Origin of the sequence: Trichococcus flocculiformis (assembly GCF_900113645.1) — a bacterium.
GTDB lineage: Bacteria > Bacillota > Bacilli > Lactobacillales > Aerococcaceae > Trichococcus > Trichococcus flocculiformis.
The window spans coordinates 1-20,299 of record NZ_FOQC01000045.1 but is presented as its reverse complement, the minus strand read 5'-3'; the positions used below and the strand labels follow the sequence as shown (position 1 = coordinate 20,299).

General features: G+C 46.0%; 19 protein-coding genes and 1 pseudogene. 4 read left to right on the top strand and 16 right to left on the bottom strand.

Annotated features, from left to right (window positions below; genetic code table 11):
- Together BMZ71_RS11790 and BMZ71_RS11785 are read left to right on the top strand one after the other, a co-directional pair.
- Positions 1-335, top strand: a 335-nt coding sequence (locus BMZ71_RS11790; RefSeq protein ID WP_143071435.1) for a transposase, incomplete at its 5' end; no start/stop codon positions are given.
- Between the two features lie 61 nt (positions 336-396).
- On the top strand, positions 397-1,020 hold the full coding sequence (locus BMZ71_RS11785; RefSeq protein ID WP_086988355.1) for an HAD family hydrolase: 624 nt from the start codon (positions 397-399) through the stop codon (positions 1,018-1,020).
- Between the two features lie 82 nt (positions 1,021-1,102).
- Here BMZ71_RS11785 and BMZ71_RS11780 read toward each other — a convergent pair whose 3' ends face one another.
- The 15 genes from BMZ71_RS11780 to BMZ71_RS11710 form a co-directional block, all read right to left on the bottom strand.
- Positions 1,103-1,762, bottom strand: a complete 660-nt coding sequence (locus tag BMZ71_RS11780) for a tetratricopeptide repeat protein (RefSeq protein ID WP_086988356.1) — start codon at positions 1,760-1,762, stop codon at positions 1,103-1,105.
- A gap of 222 nt (positions 1,763-1,984) precedes the next feature.
- Entirely contained in the window at positions 1,985-3,163 is a 1,179-nt protein-coding gene (locus BMZ71_RS11775; RefSeq protein ID WP_086988374.1) for a CapA family protein, read from the bottom strand.
- A gap of 334 nt (positions 3,164-3,497) precedes the next feature.
- Positions 3,498-4,625: a carboxynorspermidine decarboxylase gene (gene nspC / locus BMZ71_RS11770; RefSeq protein ID WP_218142816.1), complete on the bottom strand. Its 1,128-nt coding sequence runs from the start codon at positions 4,623-4,625 to the stop codon at positions 3,498-3,500.
- A gap of 21 nt (positions 4,626-4,646) precedes the next feature.
- Positions 4,647-5,858, bottom strand: a complete 1,212-nt coding sequence (locus tag BMZ71_RS11765) for a saccharopine dehydrogenase family protein (RefSeq protein WP_086988358.1) — start codon at positions 5,856-5,858, stop codon at positions 4,647-4,649.
- A 454-nt stretch (positions 5,859-6,312) separates the two neighbouring features.
- On the bottom strand, positions 6,313-6,900 hold the full coding sequence (gene leuD, locus BMZ71_RS11760; RefSeq protein WP_086988359.1) for a 3-isopropylmalate dehydratase small subunit: 588 nt from the start codon (positions 6,898-6,900) through the stop codon (positions 6,313-6,315).
- On the bottom strand, positions 6,887-8,275 hold the full coding sequence (leuC, locus tag BMZ71_RS11755; protein ID WP_086988360.1) for a 3-isopropylmalate dehydratase large subunit: 1,389 nt from the start codon (positions 8,273-8,275) through the stop codon (positions 6,887-6,889). The genes leuD and leuC overlap by 14 nt, the downstream gene beginning before the upstream one ends.
- A gap of 15 nt (positions 8,276-8,290) precedes the next feature.
- Positions 8,291-9,337: a 3-isopropylmalate dehydrogenase gene (gene leuB / locus BMZ71_RS11750; RefSeq protein WP_086988361.1), complete on the bottom strand. Its 1,047-nt coding sequence runs from the start codon at positions 9,335-9,337 to the stop codon at positions 8,291-8,293.
- A gap of 18 nt (positions 9,338-9,355) precedes the next feature.
- On the bottom strand, positions 9,356-10,912 hold the full coding sequence (locus BMZ71_RS11745; protein ID WP_086988362.1) for a 2-isopropylmalate synthase: 1,557 nt from the start codon (positions 10,910-10,912) through the stop codon (positions 9,356-9,358).
- A 642-nt stretch (positions 10,913-11,554) separates the two neighbouring features.
- The gene (locus tag BMZ71_RS11740; RefSeq protein ID WP_086988375.1) at positions 11,555-12,553 is read right to left on the bottom strand and encodes an ABC transporter substrate-binding protein; all 999 of its coding nucleotides are present in this window, start codon (positions 12,551-12,553) and stop codon (positions 11,555-11,557) included.
- Between the two features lie 270 nt (positions 12,554-12,823).
- Positions 12,824-13,399, bottom strand: coding sequence for an SOS response-associated peptidase (locus BMZ71_RS11735; protein WP_086988363.1), 576 nt, complete (start codon positions 13,397-13,399; stop codon positions 12,824-12,826).
- Between the two features lie 102 nt (positions 13,400-13,501).
- On the bottom strand, positions 13,502-14,188 hold the full coding sequence (locus BMZ71_RS11730) for a DUF554 domain-containing protein (protein WP_218142815.1): 687 nt from the start codon (positions 14,186-14,188) through the stop codon (positions 13,502-13,504).
- A gap of 202 nt (positions 14,189-14,390) precedes the next feature.
- The gene (locus BMZ71_RS11725) at positions 14,391-14,948 is read right to left on the bottom strand and encodes an NADPH-dependent FMN reductase (protein WP_245734430.1); all 558 of its coding nucleotides are present in this window, start codon (positions 14,946-14,948) and stop codon (positions 14,391-14,393) included.
- A 303-nt stretch (positions 14,949-15,251) separates the two neighbouring features.
- Positions 15,252-15,779 (bottom strand): biotin transporter BioY, encoded by a 528-nt coding sequence (locus BMZ71_RS11720; RefSeq protein WP_086988364.1) that lies wholly within the window; start codon positions 15,777-15,779, stop codon positions 15,252-15,254.
- The gene (locus BMZ71_RS11715; RefSeq protein ID WP_086988365.1) at positions 15,776-16,774 is read right to left on the bottom strand and encodes a biotin--[acetyl-CoA-carboxylase] ligase; all 999 of its coding nucleotides are present in this window, start codon (positions 16,772-16,774) and stop codon (positions 15,776-15,778) included. The genes BMZ71_RS11720 and BMZ71_RS11715 overlap by 4 nt, the downstream gene beginning before the upstream one ends.
- 137 nt (positions 16,775-16,911) lie before the next feature.
- Positions 16,912-17,742 carry an aminotransferase class IV gene (locus BMZ71_RS11710; protein WP_177187605.1) on the bottom strand — a complete coding sequence of 277 codons (831 nt, stop codon included), beginning with the start codon at positions 17,740-17,742 and terminating at the stop codon, positions 16,912-16,914.
- Between the two features lie 244 nt (positions 17,743-17,986).
- Between BMZ71_RS11710 and BMZ71_RS11705 the strand changes: the two genes are divergently transcribed.
- Positions 17,987-18,517: an HD domain-containing protein gene (locus BMZ71_RS11705; protein WP_068559317.1), complete on the top strand. Its 531-nt coding sequence runs from the start codon at positions 17,987-17,989 to the stop codon at positions 18,515-18,517.
- 191 nt (positions 18,518-18,708) lie between these two features.
- Here the strand turns inward: BMZ71_RS11705 and BMZ71_RS11700 are convergent, their stop codons facing one another.
- Positions 18,709-19,503, bottom strand: a complete 795-nt coding sequence (locus BMZ71_RS11700; protein ID WP_177187604.1) for a cell wall hydrolase — start codon at positions 19,501-19,503, stop codon at positions 18,709-18,711.
- A 589-nt stretch (positions 19,504-20,092) separates the two neighbouring features.
- Here BMZ71_RS11700 and BMZ71_RS11695 point away from each other — a divergent pair.
- Positions 20,093-20,299: pseudogene (locus BMZ71_RS11695) on the top strand (IS5/IS1182 family transposase); the annotation flags it as partial.

Sequence of the window (20,299 nt, the reverse complement as noted above, 5' to 3'; positions counted from 1 at the left end):
ACGCAGCGGCCTTCCTCCGTTTTCTGGAGCGGACGTTGCGGGAATACCCCACCGGAAAAATCGTGATGGTATTGGATAATGCCCGTATCCACCACGCCAAGCTGATCCAGTCTTTTCTTGAAGAAAACGCTGGGCGCCTGGCACTCATCTTCCTCCCTCCCTACAGCCCTCAGTTGAACCTAATGGAAGGCGTATGGAAGTGGCTCAAGGAATCGGTCATCAACAATGTTTTTTTTGACCACGTCCAGAAAATCAAACAGGCGGTCCGCGGTTTCTTAGCCGATGTGAACGGGCGTCCCCTTGAGGTGATTGACCGACTGTGCGTGCGGATGTAAAGTATTTAATTCAACCTATATATGCTATAATAACAAGAAATATTTCAAGGGAGTTGCACATATGATTCATACATTTATTTTTGATGTCGACGGTACAATCGTTGATACTGAAGATTCCATTTTCAGAGGTCTGGACGATATCCTTCAGGAACACGCCGGCAGACCTGCCACACAAGAAGACATGCGTACAATATTCGGCATACCGGGGATGGAAGGTTTGCAGCATTTGGGCTTCACACCCGAACAAGCTGCGGATCTGCATCCGAAGTGGAGTGCGCAGTCGAAAACTTATGCGGACAGCGTGAGTATCTTTGCCGGGATGGAAGATACGCTGCGCTATTTAAAGGAAAACAATCATCTCCTGGGCATTGTCACTTCAAAGACAAAAGAGAGTTACGAGCTGAACATCACACCATACGGTTTGGATGACTATTTTGACGTCATCATTACATCAAGCGATACTGAAGAACACAAGCCTTCCGGACAACCTTTGACGGAATGTTTGCGCAGATTAGGCGTTTCCGAAAATGAAGCCATCTACATCGGGGATTCCATTTACGACAACCAATGCGCACGCAATGCCGCTGTTGCATTCGGATTGGCAGAATGGGGATCGCATACGGCAGAAGGATTCGATGCCGATCACATCTTCAAGACACCTTCAGATATTTTATCGATTTTATAGAAAAGGCAAGCAACCTGGAGATAGGTTGCTTTTTTCGTTATAAGAATGGGTAGGAACAATCAAAATTGACATCTTACGCTATTCACCCTCTGTCTTCAAGACGCTTCAGCCTTGCCAGTAATTCATCAGCCGCCCCTTCATTTTTAGTTTTCATATATAAGGCATGGCTTTCCAGATAAGAATCTCTGGCCCTTTCCAATTCATTTAGGGTGAAATGATAATCACCCAGTCCGCGCATGATGCCGGCTTGACATTCCTCGTCTTCGGATTTATCAGCGTACTGTTTCGCCTTATCAAGATTCATTTTGCCTTTCATCGGATTCCGCTGCAACAAAGACAGCAAAGCCGCCTCATAGTAACTGCGGGCCAACCCACTGTAATCATCGGGAAAATGTGTCAATCGGAAAGTGATTTCTTCTTCACACATCAATGCTGCCAAATCGTATTCTTTCATGCACCGGGTATTCACCGCCAAGGCATGCAGATACTCTGATTCTTTCTTCAGATCTTTATTTTTTTTAGCGTAAAACAATAGCTCTTCAAGACACTCTTTGGCTCCAGCAAAATTTTTCTGGGCGGCATAGCACTTCGCCAGCTTGTTTACGACTTTTTGATATTCTTCCGATTTAGGATTATCCATTAAATATAAGGCGTTGATGTACTTTTTTTCAGCATGAGCATAATCGTTCGCCTCCATCGCAAATTCAGCGATTTCAATCAGTTGATTAATTTTCTTGTCCATCGCGCATCCCCCTTGCTTCACGAAAAAATGTTATCGTTTTCATCACCATCTTAACACCATTTGGGTGGTTTCACAAAGGATAACTGTAACGGCGAAATAGGTGCCCTAAGCAAGGATGCTGCCACGTTCACATGGTTTTACACAAAAAATTTCCAAAAATAATTCTGTTTGAACAATTCAGGATTCGGATATAAGTAAGGAACGTTTACTGTATTTCTTTGGTTATTCCAACATTTCTGCAGGAATGACGTTCTTCACGAGGGAAAGATAATTATTCGGCGTTATTTCCAGGTCCTCATAACCGTTCAACCCATGCTCCAAGGCTAACTCTTCCGAGTAATTTTCCAACTTATAAATTTTAAAATCCCGCCGTGAGTTCTCAACATTTCCCGGATCTGCCACATAGTGCGAAACAGTAGGCTCGAATTGGACGTTTTCGATACTCATCGTCTCATCATCAGCAATGACAAAATCAAAAGTCACCATGCCTCCGAGCGTATTATAATCCGTCAACGAGTGGGCAATAAAATTCCCTAGAGAATAGACCACAAGGGTTTTATTTTGATTTACGCCGGTCACCCACTCAATCGGTTGCAGAATGTGTGGGTGGGTGCCGATGACGACATCGACCTCCAGATCTGCAAACAATTGTGCATAAGTACGTTGCATCTCGTTGACTTCCTGCGTATTTTCGTCACCCCAGTGCGCCGAAACGATGACAGCATCGCTGACGCTTTTGGCATTGGCAACATCCTGGCGAATCTGCTCTTCGTCAAAATAGGCTACCCGATAAGAGGTGTCCGGCTCAATACCGTTCGTGCCGTAAGTATAGGTCAAAAAAGCGAACGTGACGCCTTCTCTTTCGATTGTCCGGATTTCATCCCGATCCGCTTGACTCTCATAAATACCTGTGTAGATGACATCCTCCACTTCATTCCATACTGCCAGGGAATTGAGGGCGCCTGGGTAATCATAATCCAAGGCATGGTTCGTTGCGCCGTTGACCAAATCAAAGCCTAGGTCTTTCATATCCTGGGCGATTTCGGGCGGCGTATTGAACGCTGGGTAGCCCGAATAAGGATAATCTCCCCCCGCGCTGATCGTTTCTTGATTCAGAAAAGCGATATCCGCCTCTTCAATATCCTCTGCCACATTTTCGTAGATGAACTTGAAGTCATAGGTTCCGTCCGGCAATTCCGCATCCCGGAAAATGGAATCATGGATCAGATTATCCCCGACTCCGATGAAGGAAATGACTTTTTCCTCCTCGTTTTCGGAAACTGTATCATTTTGTTCAGAAGCGGTGTCCACGGATGCAACTTCAGGAACCGTATCCGCTTCATCCGCGCACCCCCATAATCCCAGCACAGCCAACGACATCACAAACGTTTCTTTTCTCATTTTGTTCCCCTTTTCCGAAGGATTTTTCGCAATATTCGACAATTTGATTATACCGGACCCTATCGTCTTTGTCACTTGAGGCAAATTTTTCTTATTCCTATTTTTTTTATGGATATGCATATTTTCGCTGGAAAACTACAGAGCAAAATGTCCCGTTCCTCCGGCGAGGCTTCTTTCGCCGGAGCAGAATGGTAATAGTTGGTCTCTTCTCCGAGGAGGCTTCTGCCCACAGGAGGAGACCATCAGAATGTGGTCCTCAACTCCGGCCAAGCGCCCCACGCCGGAGAACAGCAAAAAAGCTGTCTCATCAGAGACAGCTCCACTATTCAAAATTCTACAGTCGTGATTTGAAATCTTCGTATCCGAAGGTCTTGATGACTTTCGTGCCGTCTTTGACCGTATGGGCTGCGATGGCCGGCAGCTGGATGCCGTTGAAGGTCGTGTTCTTGACCATCGAATAGATGGCCATATCCGTGAAAATCAGGCGATTGCCGGGCTGAAGCGGCTCATCGAAGGAATAGTCCCCAATGACGTCCCCTGCTAAGCAAGTCTGTCCACCTAAACGGTACGTGTGCGCTTTCTCACCGGCTTCACCGGAACCGATGATGAACGGACGGTAGGGCATTTCCAACACGTCCGGCATGTGGCAAGTCGCGGATGTATCCAGGATGGCCAGATTCATCTGGTTGTAGGTCGTCTCGAGCACACTCGCGACAAGGAAGCCTGCATTCAATGCGATCGCTTCACCAGGCTCAAGATAGACCTGCACAGCATATTTCTCTTTGATGTAGTTGACGATTTTCACCAATTTGGCGATGTCGTAACCTTCTTTGGTGATATGGTGTCCACCGCCGAAGTTCACCCATTTCATTCCGTGCAGATATTTCCCGAATTTTTCCTCGAATGCGACCAAAGTCGCTTCCAAAGCATCGGAACCTTGTTCGCAAAGGGTGTGGAAATGCAGACCGTCCAACAGTTCGACTTGGCTTTCATCGAAATTGACGGCTGTCGTTCCCAAACGCGAAAACGGGCTGGCCGGGTCATACAGCGCATGATCCTGCGTCGAAAGTTCTGGATTGACGCGCAAGCCAATTTCGATCGGACGCGGGCTGTTCTTGACCATTTCGGCATACAGCCTCACTTGGTTAGGTGAATTGAAGACGATGTGATCCACGATCGGGAGCAGCGCCTCCATTTCTTCCTTCTTGAAAGCCGGCGCAAAAACATGCGTCTCTTTGCCGAATTCCTCAAAACCCAGTTGCGCTTCGTGGACGGAGCTGGCGGTCGTGCCGTCCAGATACTCGGCGATTAAAGGGTAGAAATGATACATTGAAAAAGCCTTTTGAGCCAACAAGATCTTGCAACCTGTCTGATCCTTGACCGATTTCAGGATTTCCAGATTGCGGCGCAATAAAGTTTCATCCACCACATAGCTGGGTGTCGGCAAGGATTGAAAATCGATTGTTGTGTCCATCCGTACCTCCTAGTCGACCAAGGTAGGATTGAAGTCCTCTTGCCAAGGCAAGCCGTAGACGTTCAATGCTTCCATGAATGGATCCGGATTGAATTCTTCGATATTGTACACACCTGGTTTTTTCCACTGTCCGGTCAAGACCATAGCTGCCCCGATCATCGCTGGGACACCGGTTGTGTAGGAGACGGCTTGCGAGCCGACTTCTTTGTAGCATTCTTCATGGTCGCAGACGTTGTAGATGTAGTATGTCTTCTCTTTTCCGTCTTTGATTCCGGTGAAGATGTTACCGATGTTCGTTTTTCCTTTTGTGCGCGGTCCCAATGAAGCTGGATCAGGCAATACGGCTTTCAGGAATTGTAGCGGCACGATTTGTTTGCCTTCGAATTCGATCGGCTCGATGGAAGTCATGCCCACATTCTCCAACACTTTCAAATGCGTCAGGTAGCTTTCGCCGAATGTCATGAAGAAACGGATGCGTTTGATGCCTTTGATGTTCAAAGCCAAAGATTCGATTTCTTCGTGGTGCAGCAAATACATGTCCTTCTTGCCGACCTGATCGAAATTGTATTCGCGTTTGATTTCCATCGGTTCCGTTTCGATCCATTTACCATCTTCCCAATAGCTTCCGTTTGCGGTCACTTCGCGGATGTTGATCTCCGGATTGAAGTTGGTTGCGAAAGGATAACCATGATCGCCGCCGTTGCAGTCCAGGATATCGATCGTATGGATTTCATCGAAATGATGTTTTTGGGCATAGGCAGAGAATACGCTTGTTACGCCCGGGTCAAAGCCTGATCCCAACAACGCGGTGATGCCGGCTTTTTCGAAACGCTCGCGGTAATCCCATTGCCATTTGTATTCAAATTTAGCTGTATCTTCCGGTTCATAGTTCGCTGTGTCGACATAATCAGTTTTTGTTTCAAGACAGGCATCCATGATGGTCAAGTCTTGGTATGGCAAAGCCACATTAATCACGATATCCGGTTTGTATTCATTGATCAGCGCCACTAATTCAGGAACATTGTTCGCATCCACTTGGGCAGTCGTTATTTTTGAACGCCCAGCATAAATGCCGCTTTCGATCCGATCTTTGATTTCATCGCATTTTGACTTGGTACGACTGGCAATCATAAATTCTTCGAACACTTCTGAATTTTGGGCACATTTATGGCATACGACGTTGGAAACGCCACCGGCACCAATAATTAAAGCTCTACTCATCTTATTCATTCCTCCTGTAGGGAAAATTCATTCATCCATCCTGCGGGCCTTTTTCTGCAGATATCCTCAAATAGGGGCTTAACGACAGACAAGATATTATAACACAAAGCAGTATAGGATAATGTTTTTTTAGCGACAACGACAACATATCGTCATATCTGATAGCCCTTGGCGCAACTCCATCTTACAACACTTCAAAAAAACAAGCGAGAAATTCCCTCCATTTGAAGGAAATTTCCCGCTTATCCTATTACAATTTTAAAAAATTTAAAATGCATCACCCTAGGTGTTTGAAGTACTCCCAAAGTGTTCCCCGCACCAATAATGATGGCTAGTTCCACGGATTAGCCCTTCGGAAATTAGATAAATCGGGTCTATTGCGCTCTACGATGCTCAGTCGGTCCGATTTCCTAAATTTCTTTCAGGGCTGAACGAATCCGTTTCACTTTTCTATCTATGCGTATATATTGTCCCATTTTGCTTCGTACGCATCAATCTCATCTTTATAGGCCATTGTTTCGGTGATGTCGTCGATGCCGTTTTCCAATTTATGCTTCCAAGTCGGATCGATGGCGAACGGATACTCGGCTGTGCTGGTTCTGACCACTTGATTCGGCAAGTCGATCTGGATGGTTTCATCCGCCGGCAATTGCGCCAACGCATCACGTTGCTCTTGCGGCAACTCGATCAGCAACAGACCATTCTTCAAGGAATTCATATAGAAGATATCGCTGTAACTGCCGGCGATGATGACTCGGAAACGGTAATCCTTCAATGCCCAAGCGGCATGTTCACGGGAAGAGCCGCAGCCGAAATTATCTCCCGTTACGAGGATTGTCGCTTCTTGACGGTCATCATCGTTCAAAGGGAACTCCGGATTCGGATCGCCATTTTTCAAGAAGCGCCATTCATCGAAGACAAAAGCGCCGAAACCCGTTTTTTCGATCCGTTTCAGGAATACTTTCGGAATGATTTGGTCAGTATCGATGTTGTTGTTCATCAAAGCAACGGTCTTACCGTTATGTACTTTAATTGGCTCCATAAGTCACTGCTTCCTTTCTGATATCCACAAATTTACCGTTCACTGCGGCAGCTCCTGCCATTGCCGGGCTGACCAAGTGCGTCCGCGAACCTTTACCTTGACGGCCTTCAAAGTTACGGTTGGAAGTCGAAGCACAGTGTACGCCAGCAGGCACTTTATCCGGGTTCATCCCCAAGCAAGCCGAGCATCCTGGCTCGCGCCATTCAAATCCCGCATCGATGAAGATTTTGTCCAATCCCAACTCGGCGGCTGCATCGCGGACGGTCCGGCTGCCCGGCACAACCATCGCTTGGATATGGGCAGGCACTTTTCCGCCTTTGACATACTTCGCCGCTTCGATCAGATCGGACAGGCGGGCATTCGTACAAGATCCGATGAAGACAAAGCCCAATGGAATATCTTCCGCCGTTTGACCAGGTTTCAGATCCATGTAGTTATAGGCACGCTCATCATTTTTGTCCTGGATTTCCGGGAATTTTTCTCCGAATTGCACGCCCATACCTGGATTGGTTCCCCAAGTTACATAAGGAGCCAAGTCGGAAACATCGATAGCGATGTCAGTGTCATAGACAGCATCCGGATCGCTCTTCAGCGTCTCCCAATCGGCAATGGCTTTCTCCATGTTTTCCGGTGCATAACGGCGACCGCGCAAGTAATCGTAAGTAGTCTGGTCCGGTGCCATCATGCCGATTTTTGCACCGAACTCGATGGACATATTACAGATTGTCATCCGTTCTTCCATCGTCAAGGCTTCCACTGTATCTCCGTAGAATTCAATCGCATAACCACTTCCGAAGGCTGCTCCGTAAGTCGCAATCAAATGTAGGATGATATCTTTCGCGTAGACGCCCGCAGGCAATTTGCCGGTGATTTTTACGCCCATCGATTTCGGTTTTTTCTGCCAGATTGATTGCGTTGCAAAAACATGCTCCACTTCCGAGCTGCCGATACCGAATGCCATCGCTCCGAAGGCCCCATGCGTAGCCGTATGTGAATCTCCGCAGACGACAATCTTACCAGGTTGGGTTGCGCCCAATTCAGGTCCTACCATGTGCACAATCCCTTGATTGGCTGTTCCGATATCCATTAATGGAATGTTGAATTCTGCGCAATTCTTTTGCAGCGCTTCAATCTGTTTCTTAGAAATCAGGTCTTTAATATTGTAGATGTCTTCCGTCGGCACATTATGGTCGACCGTTGCGATCGTTTTGTCAGGACGTCGGACTGGGCGGTTGGTTTCGCGCAAGCCATCAAAGCCTTGTGGCGAAGTGACTTCATGGATCAGGTGCAGGTCCACGTACAACAATTGTGGTTCACCTTCTGGTCCTGTAATGACGTGTCTGTCCCATAGTTTATCAAAAAGCGTTCTGCTCATACTATCTACTCCCCTTCACTTTTCCAAAATGGCTTTCACTTGTTCAGTAAATGCTGTCGTTGTCGTCGTGCCGCCCAGATCGGCCGTCAGGAACCCGGCATCCATCACCTCGGAGGCCGCTTTTTCAAGCGCAGCAGCCTCTTCATGCAGCTGGAAGCTTTGGCGCAGCATCATGGCTACGGATAGGATCATCGACATCGGGTTGGCGATGTTTTTACCGGCGATATCCGGTGCGGATCCATGGATCGGTTCATATAACGAAGGACCGGATACCGCATGGCTTCCGGAAGGCAACATCCCCAGTGAGCCTGTGATGACGGATGCTTCGTCGCTCAGGATGTCCCCGAACATGTTTTCCGTCACGATGACATCGAATGAGGTCGGATCTTGGATAATTTTCATCGAAGCCGCATCGACATACAAATGATCCACGGTCACTTCCGGATATTCTGTCGCGATTTCATTCACGGTTTTGCGCCATAATTTGCTGCTGGCCAATACGTTGGCTTTATCGACGGAAGTCAGTTTTTTGCCGCGCGTCATCGCGATGTCAAAAGCCTGGCGGACAATCCGATCGATTTCGCTCTTTTTATAGAATAAAGTATCAGTCGCTTCCTCATCGTTCCAATGCTTCGGCTGGCCGAAGTACAGGCCGCCAGTCAATTCACGGACCACGATGAAGTCTGTGCCTTTTACCCGCTCCGTCTTCAAAGGGGAGAGGTGGGCGATGCTGTCGCTGACTGCGATCGGGCGGATGTTCGAGAAAAGTCCCAATGTCTTACGCAATTGCAAAAGGCCATCTTCCGGTGTTTTCTCGGCTTTTTCCCATTTCGGTCCGCCGATTGCGGCCAAAAGAATCGCATCAGCTTCTGAACAGCCTTTGATTGTTTGTGGCGGAATCGGATCACCGGTTTCATCGATACCGGCTCCTCCGAATGGGTAAACTGTTACGTTGAATTCATGCTGAAATTTTTTGCCGAGCGTTTCCAGCAAGGTCAAGCCGCTTTCCATTATTTCTGGTCCAATGCCATCTCCGGGCAATGCTGCAATCGTATAATTCATCTTACTTTTTCCCCCTCATCAGAAATGTGCTGATACTTTTTCTATTGTCTGTTTATTTTTTGCTTTTCCGCTGGCTTGGATGTACGCTTTCGCGGATGCCGTCAGAACGTCGAAGTCGATACCTGTTCCGTTATAACTCTTGCCGTCCTCATCCTCCACGACCACGTGCACTTCTGCTTGCGCATCTTTCCCGCCTGTGATGGCTTCGATGTTGTATTCCTTCAGAATGATTTCTTGCTCCATAATGCGGTTGATGGTATTGTAGATCGCTTCGATGCTTCCCGATCCGGTTGCGGAATCCTGCATCTTCGCTTCTTTATTGCCCTTATCCTGGATGCCGACGATCGCCGCTTGGATGCCATCTTTCACAAACTGCACTTGCAGTCGTTTCAACTCGTAAGCCGATTCATCTTCGATCGACTTACCGACCATCAGCGCATGGATGTCCTCTTCGGTCACGTTCTTCTTCTTGTCAGCCAGTTCTTTGAAGCGGGCGAACAATATTTTGATTTCAGCGGGATCGCTGATTTCATAGCCCATTTGCGCAATCCGATCCACAAAGGCGTGACGGCCGGAAAGCTTGCCAAGCGGCAATGAGTTATGCTCCACACCGACCAATTGCGGTGTGATGATTTCGTAGGTTTCCGGGTTCTTCAGCACACCATCCTGATGGATCCCGGACTCGTGTGCGTAGGCATTACCGCCGATGACGGCTTTGTTGCGCGGAACCGGCATGCCGGAAAGGCGGCTGACCAAATCGCTTGTGCGCTTCGTTTCCTTCAGTACCATACCCATTTCTTTCTCATAATAATTTTTGCGGATGTGGAGCGCAACTGCAACTTCCTCAAGTGCCGTATTTCCTGCACGCTCTCCGATGCCGTTGATGGTGCCCTCTACCCGAAGCGCGCCATTTTCGACTGCAGCCAAAGCGTTCGCCGTTGCCATGCCCAAATCGTCGTGGCAATGTGAGGAGAAGATGACGTCATCAAAGCGGGTTACATTTTGCTTCAGGTATTTGAACAGATTTCCGAATTCAGTCGGATTGGTATAGCCAACGGTATCAGGAATGTTGATGACCGTTGCGCCCTTTTCGATAGCCAGATTGACGACTTCAACCAAGAAATCCCAATCGCTTCTGGTCGCATCCTCAGGAGAGAACTGGACTTTCTCGAATTTTGATTTGGCGTATGCCACATGGTGTCCAACAGACGCCAACACTTCTTCTTTGCTCATCTTCAGCTTGAATTCCATATGGACAGGGCTCGTTGCAATAAAAATATGGATTTGTGGATCCGCCGCATCCTTCAAGGCTTCATAAGCTGTATCGATGTCTTTTTCGTTGCAACGCGCAAGTCCTGCTACTGTCATGTTTTTGACAGCGCCGGCGATCGCTTTTACCGCCTCGAAGTCGCCTTCTGAAGAAATCGGGAAACCCGCCTCGATAACATCGATCCCCCATTTTTCCATCTGCAAGGCAATCTGTACTTTTTCCTTCGTATTGAAGTTCACACCAGGTGTCTGTTCCCCATCGCGCAGAGTCGTATCAAAGAATTGAATGTACTGTTTTTCGGTCATGGTCTTTTCCTCCGGTTCATTTTTCGTTTATTGGTTTCATTAAAGATTCATAAGAGTAAATTTCGAAAAAAAATGCATCCACAAATAATGGATGCATTTCGAAGGTCAATAAATAATCGCTTCAGCCCCATTATTTGTCAATGCCAAGCAGGGCTCAAACGACTGATATTCCAGTGTCCAAGCCCTGCTATAATAATAAGCCGTTGAAAGAAGGGGTAGTCCCCATGATTACGTTAGCTGATACGTTTGCATCTTCCATGACGATCCCCTCCTTCCCTTTTTTGTAGCCTTCTAATTTTTCATTAAGTTTTATTATCGTATTCTCATTTTATGCAATGTACCTTCTTTTGTCAACCCTTTTTGCTATTTGCTTACAAAATCGTGTAACACGTCGCTCAAGCCAGCGTGGAAACGCAGAAGAATGTGTCCTCAACTCCGGTGATGGCCTTCTCATCGGAGTTCGCCGGTAACTTTCTTTCTCTCCTCCGATAAGTGAGGCCTTATCGGAGGAGACAACTCTAATTGTTAGACCAACTCCGGCGAGGCCTCCGTCGCCGGAGCAGAACAATATACGCTCGGGTACGCCACAAAAAAACGAGGCTGCCACACTTTAGTGAGGCAGCTTCGTTTTTAATGGATAACTTATTCTGGCATTTTGATGCTGTCTGGATCAATTCCCAATGCCTCAGCCATCTCTTCATTGATGACCAATTGCAGCGTCTCAGGGAATTGTACCGGCAGTTCGGAAGGAAGTTTACCTTCTTCCAAAATTTGCAAGGCCATTTCGCCTGTCTGACGCCCTAATTCCTTGAAGTCGATTCCGTAAGTTGCCAATCCGCCAACTTCCACCATATCTGTGGCGCCAGGAATGACAGGGATTTTGGCTTCCATCGCGATTTGGCCAACGGTAGCCATTGTGCTGGATAAGGTATTGTCTGTCGGAATATAGATCGCGTCCACTTTTTGTACCAACGATTCCATCACTTGTTGGACATCGTTTGTCGAAGTAACGGTCATGATTTCGACGTTCACGCCTGCTGCTTCCAGCAACGCTTTCGCTTGCTCACTTTGGACAACGGAATTCATTTCACTGGAGTTAAAGATGATCCCTACCGTTTCTGCAGTAGGTACAATCGACAACAACAGTTCAATCTGCTTGTCCATTGGTGCTTGGTCGCTTGTTCCGGTGATGTTCGCTCCCGGTTCTTCCGCGCTTGCCACCAGTCCGGCATCGATTGGATCGGTTACGGCAGTGAACAGAACTGCATTTTCTTTTTCTGCGTTTGCTATCGCTTGTGAAGCCGGGGTCGATATCGATAAAATAAGGTCATTATTGCCTGCTAAGCGCTCAGCCATACTCTGCAGGTTGGCTTGGTCACCCTGGGCATTCTGGTAATCTACGACCAGGTTGTCGCCTTCGACGTACCCAGCTTCCTCCAGCACTTCCAAGAACCCTGTGCGGGCAGCCGATAAGGACTCGTGCTCAAGAATCTGCAGAATACCGATATGCACAGCATCTTCTGAAACTGTCGAACTTGCTGCGGAAGAATCCGTTGCTTCTTCTGTACCGCCGGCGCATGCACCAAGCAATAAAGCAGAAGTCAGTGCCAATGTTGTCGCTACTTTCTTTTTCCAATCCATTCCAATCATTTCATTTCCCCCTATTTTTAGTTTGTGCGAGAACTTCTTAGGCAATCAACCGCTTATCCCTAGTACGAAAAAACCCATTCAGATAAAATTATCCAAATGGGCTTTTCTGATGATGGGACTGCGGCACCTTTGTTTGCGTTTGCATTAATCCTTCTAGCACATTAGTTATTTGCCTTCAGTTTATAAGAATCAGATAAGGATGTCAACGATTAAATTAAATTAAGATGAGCTTATTCTCATTTAAAAACAATTAACGATTACTCATTCGATCAGCAGGCGCTGTTCTGTAGGTTTCAGCAACTTCCAAACCAATTTCGGATCAGCCTTCTGATCTAGATAGAAGGCTTCATCTTCAGGTTCCAGTATCACAGGCATGCGATCGTGGATAGCACGCATCTGATCATTGGCGGCCGTGGTGATGATGGAGAAAACAGTAAAAGGATTTCCGTTTTCATCCTGATAAGTCTTGAGGATACCGGCCATCGAAAAAATCGGGATATCTGCTACGGCAATTTTTCGTTTCAACTTTTCATCGCCGACTTTATCCCATTCAAAAAATGCAGTCGCCGGCACGAGACAACGCGCTGTCCGAAAGGGTTGGCTGAATGTCGGCTTTTCGAGTATTGTCTCTGCTCGGGCATTGATCAGAGGACGCTTAGCGAAAGGCTCAACAAACCCCCATTTGTGGTGAACAAGCTCGTTGCCCGGCATTATCAGTGGTGTGTAGTTGGTCGGAAATATTTCCGCGCGCTCTTCGACATCCTCTTTCATTTCCCCCAAAAGGTACCTTTCCCATAATTCACTCTTTGTCGCTTCCAGCGCATAACGTCCGCACATAGTTCTGTCCCCTTTTCGCTGACTTTCTTTGCTACCGATTATAACGGCAACGGAGTCGTTAATCAAAAAAGACGTCCGCTGGGGATCGTCTTCTTTCTGTCGTTACATAAAATATCCGAAAAGGATAGGAAAAAAAACAGCAGGCGCATAATTCATAATTTTCAGATTCGTCAATTTCAGCATGTTCAAAGCCAGACCAACAATCAGCAATGAGCCGACACAGGTCATTTCGTTGATTACAGAATCAGTCAAAAGCGGCGCCAGGACATTCGCAAAGAGTGTAATTCCGCCTTCATAAACGAGGATCAGACCTGCTGAAAGCAGTACCCCAATCCCTAGACTGGATGCCATCACGATGGCCGCGATGCCATCAATCAGTGACTTCGCAAATAACGTGTCATGATTTCCGGTCAAACCGCTCTGCAGAGCTCCGACAATCGCCATCGCGCCGACACAGAACAATAGACTTGCTGTGACGAACCCATTAGAAACAGAATGTTCCTTATTTTCAGAAGATACCCGGCTTTCTATTTCATCGCCCAACTGATTGATTTTTTTATCCAGATCGATCCATTCGCCGACCAAAGTCCCAAACACCATCGATAGGATGGTGATCAAAATATTTTCACCCTTCAAGATGCCACTCACGCCTATGTAAAGGACACATAACGCCAAAGCGTTCATCACTGCGCTGGCAATCCTATCCGATAAACCTTTCTTCAAAGCCAGACCGATACTGCCTCCCAAAATAATGGCCGCACTGTTGACCAAACTTCCCAACAAAACCACTTAATCCCCTCCGATTGTTTTCCCATGTATGCTGATCACTTGATTCGAATGCTTGCTTGCAAACTCAGTACGTTTCAGTATAGGTGTTCACTTTCAGAAAATCAATGGAGAAAATATAAAAGGATCCTGTCTTCGAAAAGAAATGATCGCCAGGACTCCCTGACGATCACAATCATCTATTCATTTCAATATTTACCGCTCATTAACGGATAGTTTTCAAAGCTCCGGACCATTTGATCAATTCATCGAACATTGCGGTTGCATTGCTTGCGTGATAATCGTTCGGCACAAAATTGCTCATGTTTTCGAAATCAGTCATCAATGAGAAATTCACTGTTGTGTACACAGTTGCTACGCTCAACTCGCCAAGGATGACGCGCATATTTTCGTGTGCGCGGGCCCCGCCCAAACTTCCGTATCCAACAAATCCGGCTGCTTTATCCGCAACTTCAGGTTTCAGGAAATCCAATGCATTTTTCAAAGCGCCACCGACTGCATGGTTGTATTCAGGTGTCACAAATACATATCCATCAAATGAAGCCATTTTTTCTGACCAAGCTTGAATTGCTGCCCCTGCTGCCGCTTGACGGTCTTCTGGTAATTTAGCGCCCAACAAAGGCAAGTCATAGTCTGCTAAAGCTACGATTTCGTATTCGATGCCGCCATCATTGCGTTTTTTGGCAAATTCATGGATCCATTCCGATACTGCCGCTGAGTTTCTTCCTTCACGTACGCTTCCAGAGATAATTCCGATTTTCATAATTGTTTTCCCCTTTTCATCTGTTGTTTTTGTATTTTTATTTCCAAATAAAGCATTACTAATACGAGATATCATAGATGTGTTTCCCAATTATTTTCCTCCATGCACTTGTTTTTCAATGAAGGGCTCACCCTCACCTCTCTTACATTTCGTAAGCTTGATATCATTATGCCACATCCCGGAATGTATTTCAAGTTATATATTCACGAATTCGAGATATTTTTCGAAATAAAAGCATCCAACCCCTTCCTACACCGGTCTGGATGCTTTATCTTGAATTATTTATGTTTTCAAAATCTAAATTCAGTGTTGGAAGGCACGAACATGCCCTTTTAAACGATCCGCCAGAATGATCGCCAATACAGCTTTAGCGATATCCCCCGGAATGAAAAGCAACATGCCCATCTGGAAAATCGCAGCCAAGTCGAATTGATTGCCCATGACAACATTCAGGATCATCGCCATGTAAGGCAAACCGATTGCGTACATGACGATTGTGCCGGCAACGGCTGCAATGCCATAATTCAAAAAGCTTCCTTCTTTATTATGCACGAGATAGGAAATCAAAGTAGCAGCTGCAATAAATCCAAACACAAACCCAAAACTAGGAGTCAAAAAGGCTTGGAATCCGCCAAGCAATAATTTCAATAGCAAAGGCAGCAGTTGCGCAAAAAAGGCAGCTTTTGGACGCAGGAAGAAGCCGGTCAGCAGTACCATGAGTGTCTGCAAAGTGATCGGAACGGGGCCGACAGGGATGCTCAGGAAACCACTGACGAATGTCAAAGCCGCGAATATGCTGATTTGAGTCAAATCTCTTGTTGATAATTTCATATTATTTTCCTTCTCTCTTTTTTGATTTTGATGCTGATTTCGCCAAAGGTCAGGATTTTCGTTTTCCCATTCGGCAATGCCACCACAAGCCCGCCGTCATTGTCGATTGCAATCGCTTTGGCTTCGATTGTTTCGTTTCCTTGCGGGAAAGTCACCTGTTCACCCAAGACGAAACAACGTTTGCGGTACTCGTCCAGATAGGAACGTTTTACCAAATCAGGATAAAGTAGATAAAAGCGATTGAGGATTTCGGCGACCATTTGATTCCGGGTCACCGCGGCATTTTTTTTATCGAACAACGTGCCGGCGATCGACTGGATCTCATCGGGAAAATCCGTTTCAGGCTCCCGGAAGTTCAAGCCGATTCCCAAAATGATCGTTCCGATTGTCCGCGATTCCATATCCATGATTCCTTCCGTCAGGATGCCGCAGACTTTCCTGCCATCCAGAAAGATGTCGTTCACCCATTTTATCTGCGGTTTTTTTCCCGTCAGCGTTTCGATCGCTTGGCAAACGGCTACGGCTGCGGCTGTTGTGATCAAGGTGGCGTTATCAAGATCAGCAACCGGCCTCAAAACCAAACTCATGTACAGGCCTGATTCGCTCGGTGAGTAGAAAACTCTTCCCAAACGGCCTCTGCCCTTTGTCTGTTCTTCCGATAAAATCACACCTTCGAAAGTCGGATCTTCGTTGACGATCCGTTTGGCCTCGAGGTTTGTCGAATCGATTGTTTTATGTGCAATGACTCGGTGGCCTTTCAGCGCTTCCGACAGCAACGGCACAATGGCCGCCTCAGACAACAGATCGGTATCGATGGATAACTGATACCCTTTATTCGTAGTTGCTTCTATTTGATAACCTTCTTTTTTCAGGCCATTGACCGCTTTCCACACGGATGTTCTGGAAACTTCCAATTTATCAGCTAAGTCTTGGCCGGAAATGCTTTCGCCTTTATGCTGCTCCAAATATTGTAATACTTTCTCTTTTGTGGACATCCTTTACCCCCGTTCTCTTACTTAGAAGATTAAAAAACCACCGCTTGAACCGAAGCGATGGTCTCAATGCTGTATTCAGTTTAAACGCAGGCCGTCTGTTTGTCAACCTTTTTCATAATGTGGTTAACAATGTTTTTTTAGTGTTTATTTTCTTCTTTATACATCCTGACCAGTTCGGCATAATCTGCCATGATTGCCTGCACAACTGGATTCTCCATCGTCGGAATCAAATGATCTCCGATTTTGGATATCGGCAACACATTATTGCCGGTGCCGGAAACGAAAGCACCTTCAGCCTCCTTGACCCACTCCACCGGAATTGCCGTTTCATTGATCGGTATTTGTCGTTTTGCACAGATTTCGAACACTTTCTTACGGACGATTCCCAGCAATACCGCTTGTGCCGGAGGCGTATACAGTTCGTTACCCTTCACAAAAAAGACATTCGTGCGGCTGCCTTCGGTGATCTGCTCATTTCCATCAACCAGCAAAAGTTCATAAACCCCTTTGTCGGCACGCTCCTGCAGTACCGCTTTCTGGTAATCAGATCGGACAAGCTTGATGTTCGGATCCAATCTTTCGATTCGGAAGAGGCTCGTCGCGATGCCTTCTTCATAATATTTTTTTGAAGGATAAATGCTCTGGGTGAAAAAAATCCACAACACACTCTCGCCTTCTGACGTTTTACCAAGGATAAACTTAAGGTTCTGCTCCTCAACCTGATTGGCAGCTATCAGGCGATAGACGCGGTCCTCGATGGACTCTGCCGTAGCAGGCAGTGGCAGGTCCAGATAAGCTGCGGACCGGAAAAAACGTTCCAGATGATCCTCCAAAAAAATCGCAATCCCATCCTGGACACGGATGAATTCATATACGGTCCGTCCTTCGAATTCCGGATGTTTTCTGTCGTCCTCATTTTTGATGATGTCATCATTCAATAGGTAAAAAGGTCCTTCCACTTTCTCCACATTCATCGCCCCTTCCTGATCTTATATTCCCTATTCTACTCCGGAATCCCAAAAAGTACACGCCCATTCTCAAAAACGCGGATGTGACAGCAGAATGACAAACATTTTAAAAATTGGTAAAAGTGAAGAAAAACACAACGAGTCTCTTCCTTTTTTTCTACTGTGGGTGTATAGTATGGGCATCATGAAAAATACAAATACAAATACAACTACTTACATAAAGGATGATAGAATAAGCATGCAGATGCAACAATCCCATTGGAAAAATGATGCTGAATATGTCGCTTTGGTCGAAGATCTGATCTATCACGAAGAATTATTGCATATGGAGACCATTACCCACCACCACTTCACCAATCGTTTGGAGCATTCGATTCGCGTATCCTATAAAAGTTACCAACTTGCAAAAAAATGGAAGCTGGATGCTCGAGCTACTGCACGTGCCGGTTTGCTGCATGACTTCTTCCATGAAGACCGCGATGCTGTCGCCCAGCTGAATCTCGGTTCCCATGCCGATGCTCATCCAAAAATTGCTTGTGAAAATGCTTGCCGTATCACTGAAATCAGCTCCTTGGAGCGCGACATCATTCTTAAGCATATGTTTTTGGTAAGCCGTTGTGGCCTGCCGCGCTACAAAGAAAGTTTTGTCGTAACTTACGTGGACAAATATGTCGCGATCAGAGAGGTCGTCGAGCCTATCAAAGAACTCGCAGGCGCTCGCCTACGCGGTCTTGTTTCGAAATTGAGCCCAGTGAACCTGAACATCAACATTTAATTGTGCATTTTATAAAGAAACGACCGTATCGGAAGAGACGGTCGTTTTTGTATATAGTTTCCAGGATGTCCGATTCTTTCCCGGTATCGGACATCCTGCAATCCTACCGGACGGATCCGCTCGCATCAAAAAAGCTGAACCCAAAATGGGTCCAGCTTTTTGCTTTGTACTATCGGTGCTATTTATATTTTTTAGAAGAACACGTTTGTTACGCCATCGCCTGAAGCGCGGAAGCTTTGTTCCGATGTTGAACGGTAACCATTCAATACTTCGTTAACTGCTTGAATTGTTTCAGCAGAAGGCACTTGTGCTGCAGCAGCTCCGTTAGCAACTACTGAGAACTGACCTGATGCATATAACACGGCATCGATTGTCGTACCACCCCAGATTCCGGAATCGACACGGTTCATGATAACAGAAGCAACGTTCAATTTTTCTTGGTAGCTTGGGCCTGCTTCAGCTTGGACTACTTGATACAAGAAGTAGCTTGCTTGGTAAGTCGTTGATGGTGCTTGAGCTACTGGAGTTTGCTCAACATATGTTTCTTCAGCTGGTGCAGCTGCCTGCACTTCTTCAACTGCTTCAACTGGTGTTTCGACTTCAACTGCTTCTTCGGAGCTGATATCGTAGCTCTTCACTTCTGAGTCTTGTTCAACAGTCACGATTTTATGATCAGCTGACAATACAATCGCGTTACCGGCGATAATCATATCTGCATTTCCGATGCTGTTGACATCAACCAAGGCATTCACTGATACGTCAGTAGCTACTGCAATTGCTGATAAAGTGTCGCCCCATTGGAAAGTATATTTGCTGCCGCTTTCCAAGTTTTGGATATCCGCTTTGATTTGATCTGCCGTACGTGCTGTCCAAGTGGATGAAGTATATTCTGTTGCGTTTGCTTGTATAGGGTTCGCTGTTGCCATAAAACCAATGGCTGCTAAAGTTGCGCTCGTTACGAATAATCTAGATTTGAAGTTTTTCATGTGTGTTTTTTCCCTTTCTTCTCTTCGCAATGTTTTCGTATTGCAATTTATACTCTTCATGACCTTTTTTATTTGATAAATGAAGTATTTATCCAGGTCTCGATCGGAGTTCTTTCAACAGAGACAATCCTATCATGAATCAAACCGACAAAGTTAAAAATACATTCTTTGTTATTCCGTCTTAACGTGACTGTCTCAAACAACTATTTATCTTACAAACATAAGTCAATTATTACGCTGTCGTAATATATAAAATCAATTTGTAACAACCAGCTTCATTGCTGTCTTTTTTCACAAACTTCATACAAAAAGCAACAAAAACATTTGATTTAACAACTTTTCTATCTGTAACATTTGTTTTATCTCTGTCATTTATCAAGCGCAGTCGACCCATTTGACTTTTAGTGGCTAAAAATTATTACAAAACATTTGCTTAGTGTAAACATAAATAATGTCTACTGAATAATTAACAAACCTTATCGCAACAGCGTTTTTAGCTGTTTTTTGGTATAATAGATGCATGGATTCCAGAGGGAAATACCAAAAACCCGTGCACTTTTTTCAAAAATGATACAAAGAGGCGATGAAAATGTACAAAAAGCAGACGAATCGGCAATTAACCATTTATGACTTCGATCAGCCATTGGGCCTTACGATGAACCCAGAAAACCGTTGGGTCAAAAAAGCAGATTCGATTCCCTGGTCAGTCATTGAAGATAAGTACGCTGCTCTGTTCAGCAGTGACAGAGGCAACATCGCCAAACCGGTAAGGATGGCACTAGGTGCCTTGATTATT

What these genes read in the sequence shown, in the direction of transcription:
- BMZ71_RS11785 (WP_086988355.1), top strand. Translation starts at nt 397, where the DNA reads ATGATTCATACATTTATTTTTGATGTCGACGGTACAATCGTTGATACT.
- BMZ71_RS11745 (WP_086988362.1), bottom strand. Translation starts at nt 10,912, where the DNA reads ATGACCGAAAAACAGTACATTCAATTCTTTGATACGACTCTGCGCGAT.
- leuB (WP_086988361.1), bottom strand. Translation starts at nt 9,337, where the DNA reads ATGAATTATACGATTGCAGCATTGCCCGGAGATGGCATTGGACCAGAA.
- BMZ71_RS11725 (WP_245734430.1), bottom strand. Translation starts at nt 14,948, where the DNA reads ATGAAAATCGGAATTATCTCTGGAAGCGTACGTGAAGGAAGAAACTCA.
- BMZ71_RS11740 (WP_086988375.1), bottom strand. Translation starts at nt 12,553, where the DNA reads ATGGATTGGAAAAAGAAAGTAGCGACAACATTGGCACTGACTTCTGCT.
- leuC (WP_086988360.1), bottom strand. Translation starts at nt 8,275, where the DNA reads ATGAGCAGAACGCTTTTTGATAAACTATGGGACAGACACGTCATTACA.
- BMZ71_RS11700 (WP_177187604.1), bottom strand. Translation starts at nt 19,503, where the DNA reads ATGAAAAACTTCAAATCTAGATTATTCGTAACGAGCGCAACTTTAGCA.
- BMZ71_RS11735 (WP_086988363.1), bottom strand. Translation starts at nt 13,399, where the DNA reads ATGTGCGGACGTTATGCGCTGGAAGCGACAAAGAGTGAATTATGGGAA.
- BMZ71_RS11765 (WP_086988358.1), bottom strand. Translation starts at nt 5,858, where the DNA reads ATGAGTAGAGCTTTAATTATTGGTGCCGGTGGCGTTTCCAACGTCGTA.
- BMZ71_RS11715 (WP_086988365.1), bottom strand. Translation starts at nt 16,774, where the DNA reads ATGTCCACAAAAGAGAAAGTATTACAATATTTGGAGCAGCATAAAGGC.
- BMZ71_RS11705 (WP_068559317.1), top strand. Translation starts at nt 17,987, where the DNA reads ATGCAACAATCCCATTGGAAAAATGATGCTGAATATGTCGCTTTGGTC.
- BMZ71_RS11720 (WP_086988364.1), bottom strand. Translation starts at nt 15,779, where the DNA reads ATGAAATTATCAACAAGAGATTTGACTCAAATCAGCATATTCGCGGCT.
- leuD (WP_086988359.1), bottom strand. Translation starts at nt 6,900, where the DNA reads ATGGAGCCAATTAAAGTACATAACGGTAAGACCGTTGCTTTGATGAAC.
- BMZ71_RS11775 (WP_086988374.1), bottom strand. Translation starts at nt 3,163, where the DNA reads ATGAGAAAAGAAACGTTTGTGATGTCGTTGGCTGTGCTGGGATTATGG.
- BMZ71_RS11780 (WP_086988356.1), bottom strand. Translation starts at nt 1,762, where the DNA reads ATGGACAAGAAAATTAATCAACTGATTGAAATCGCTGAATTTGCGATG.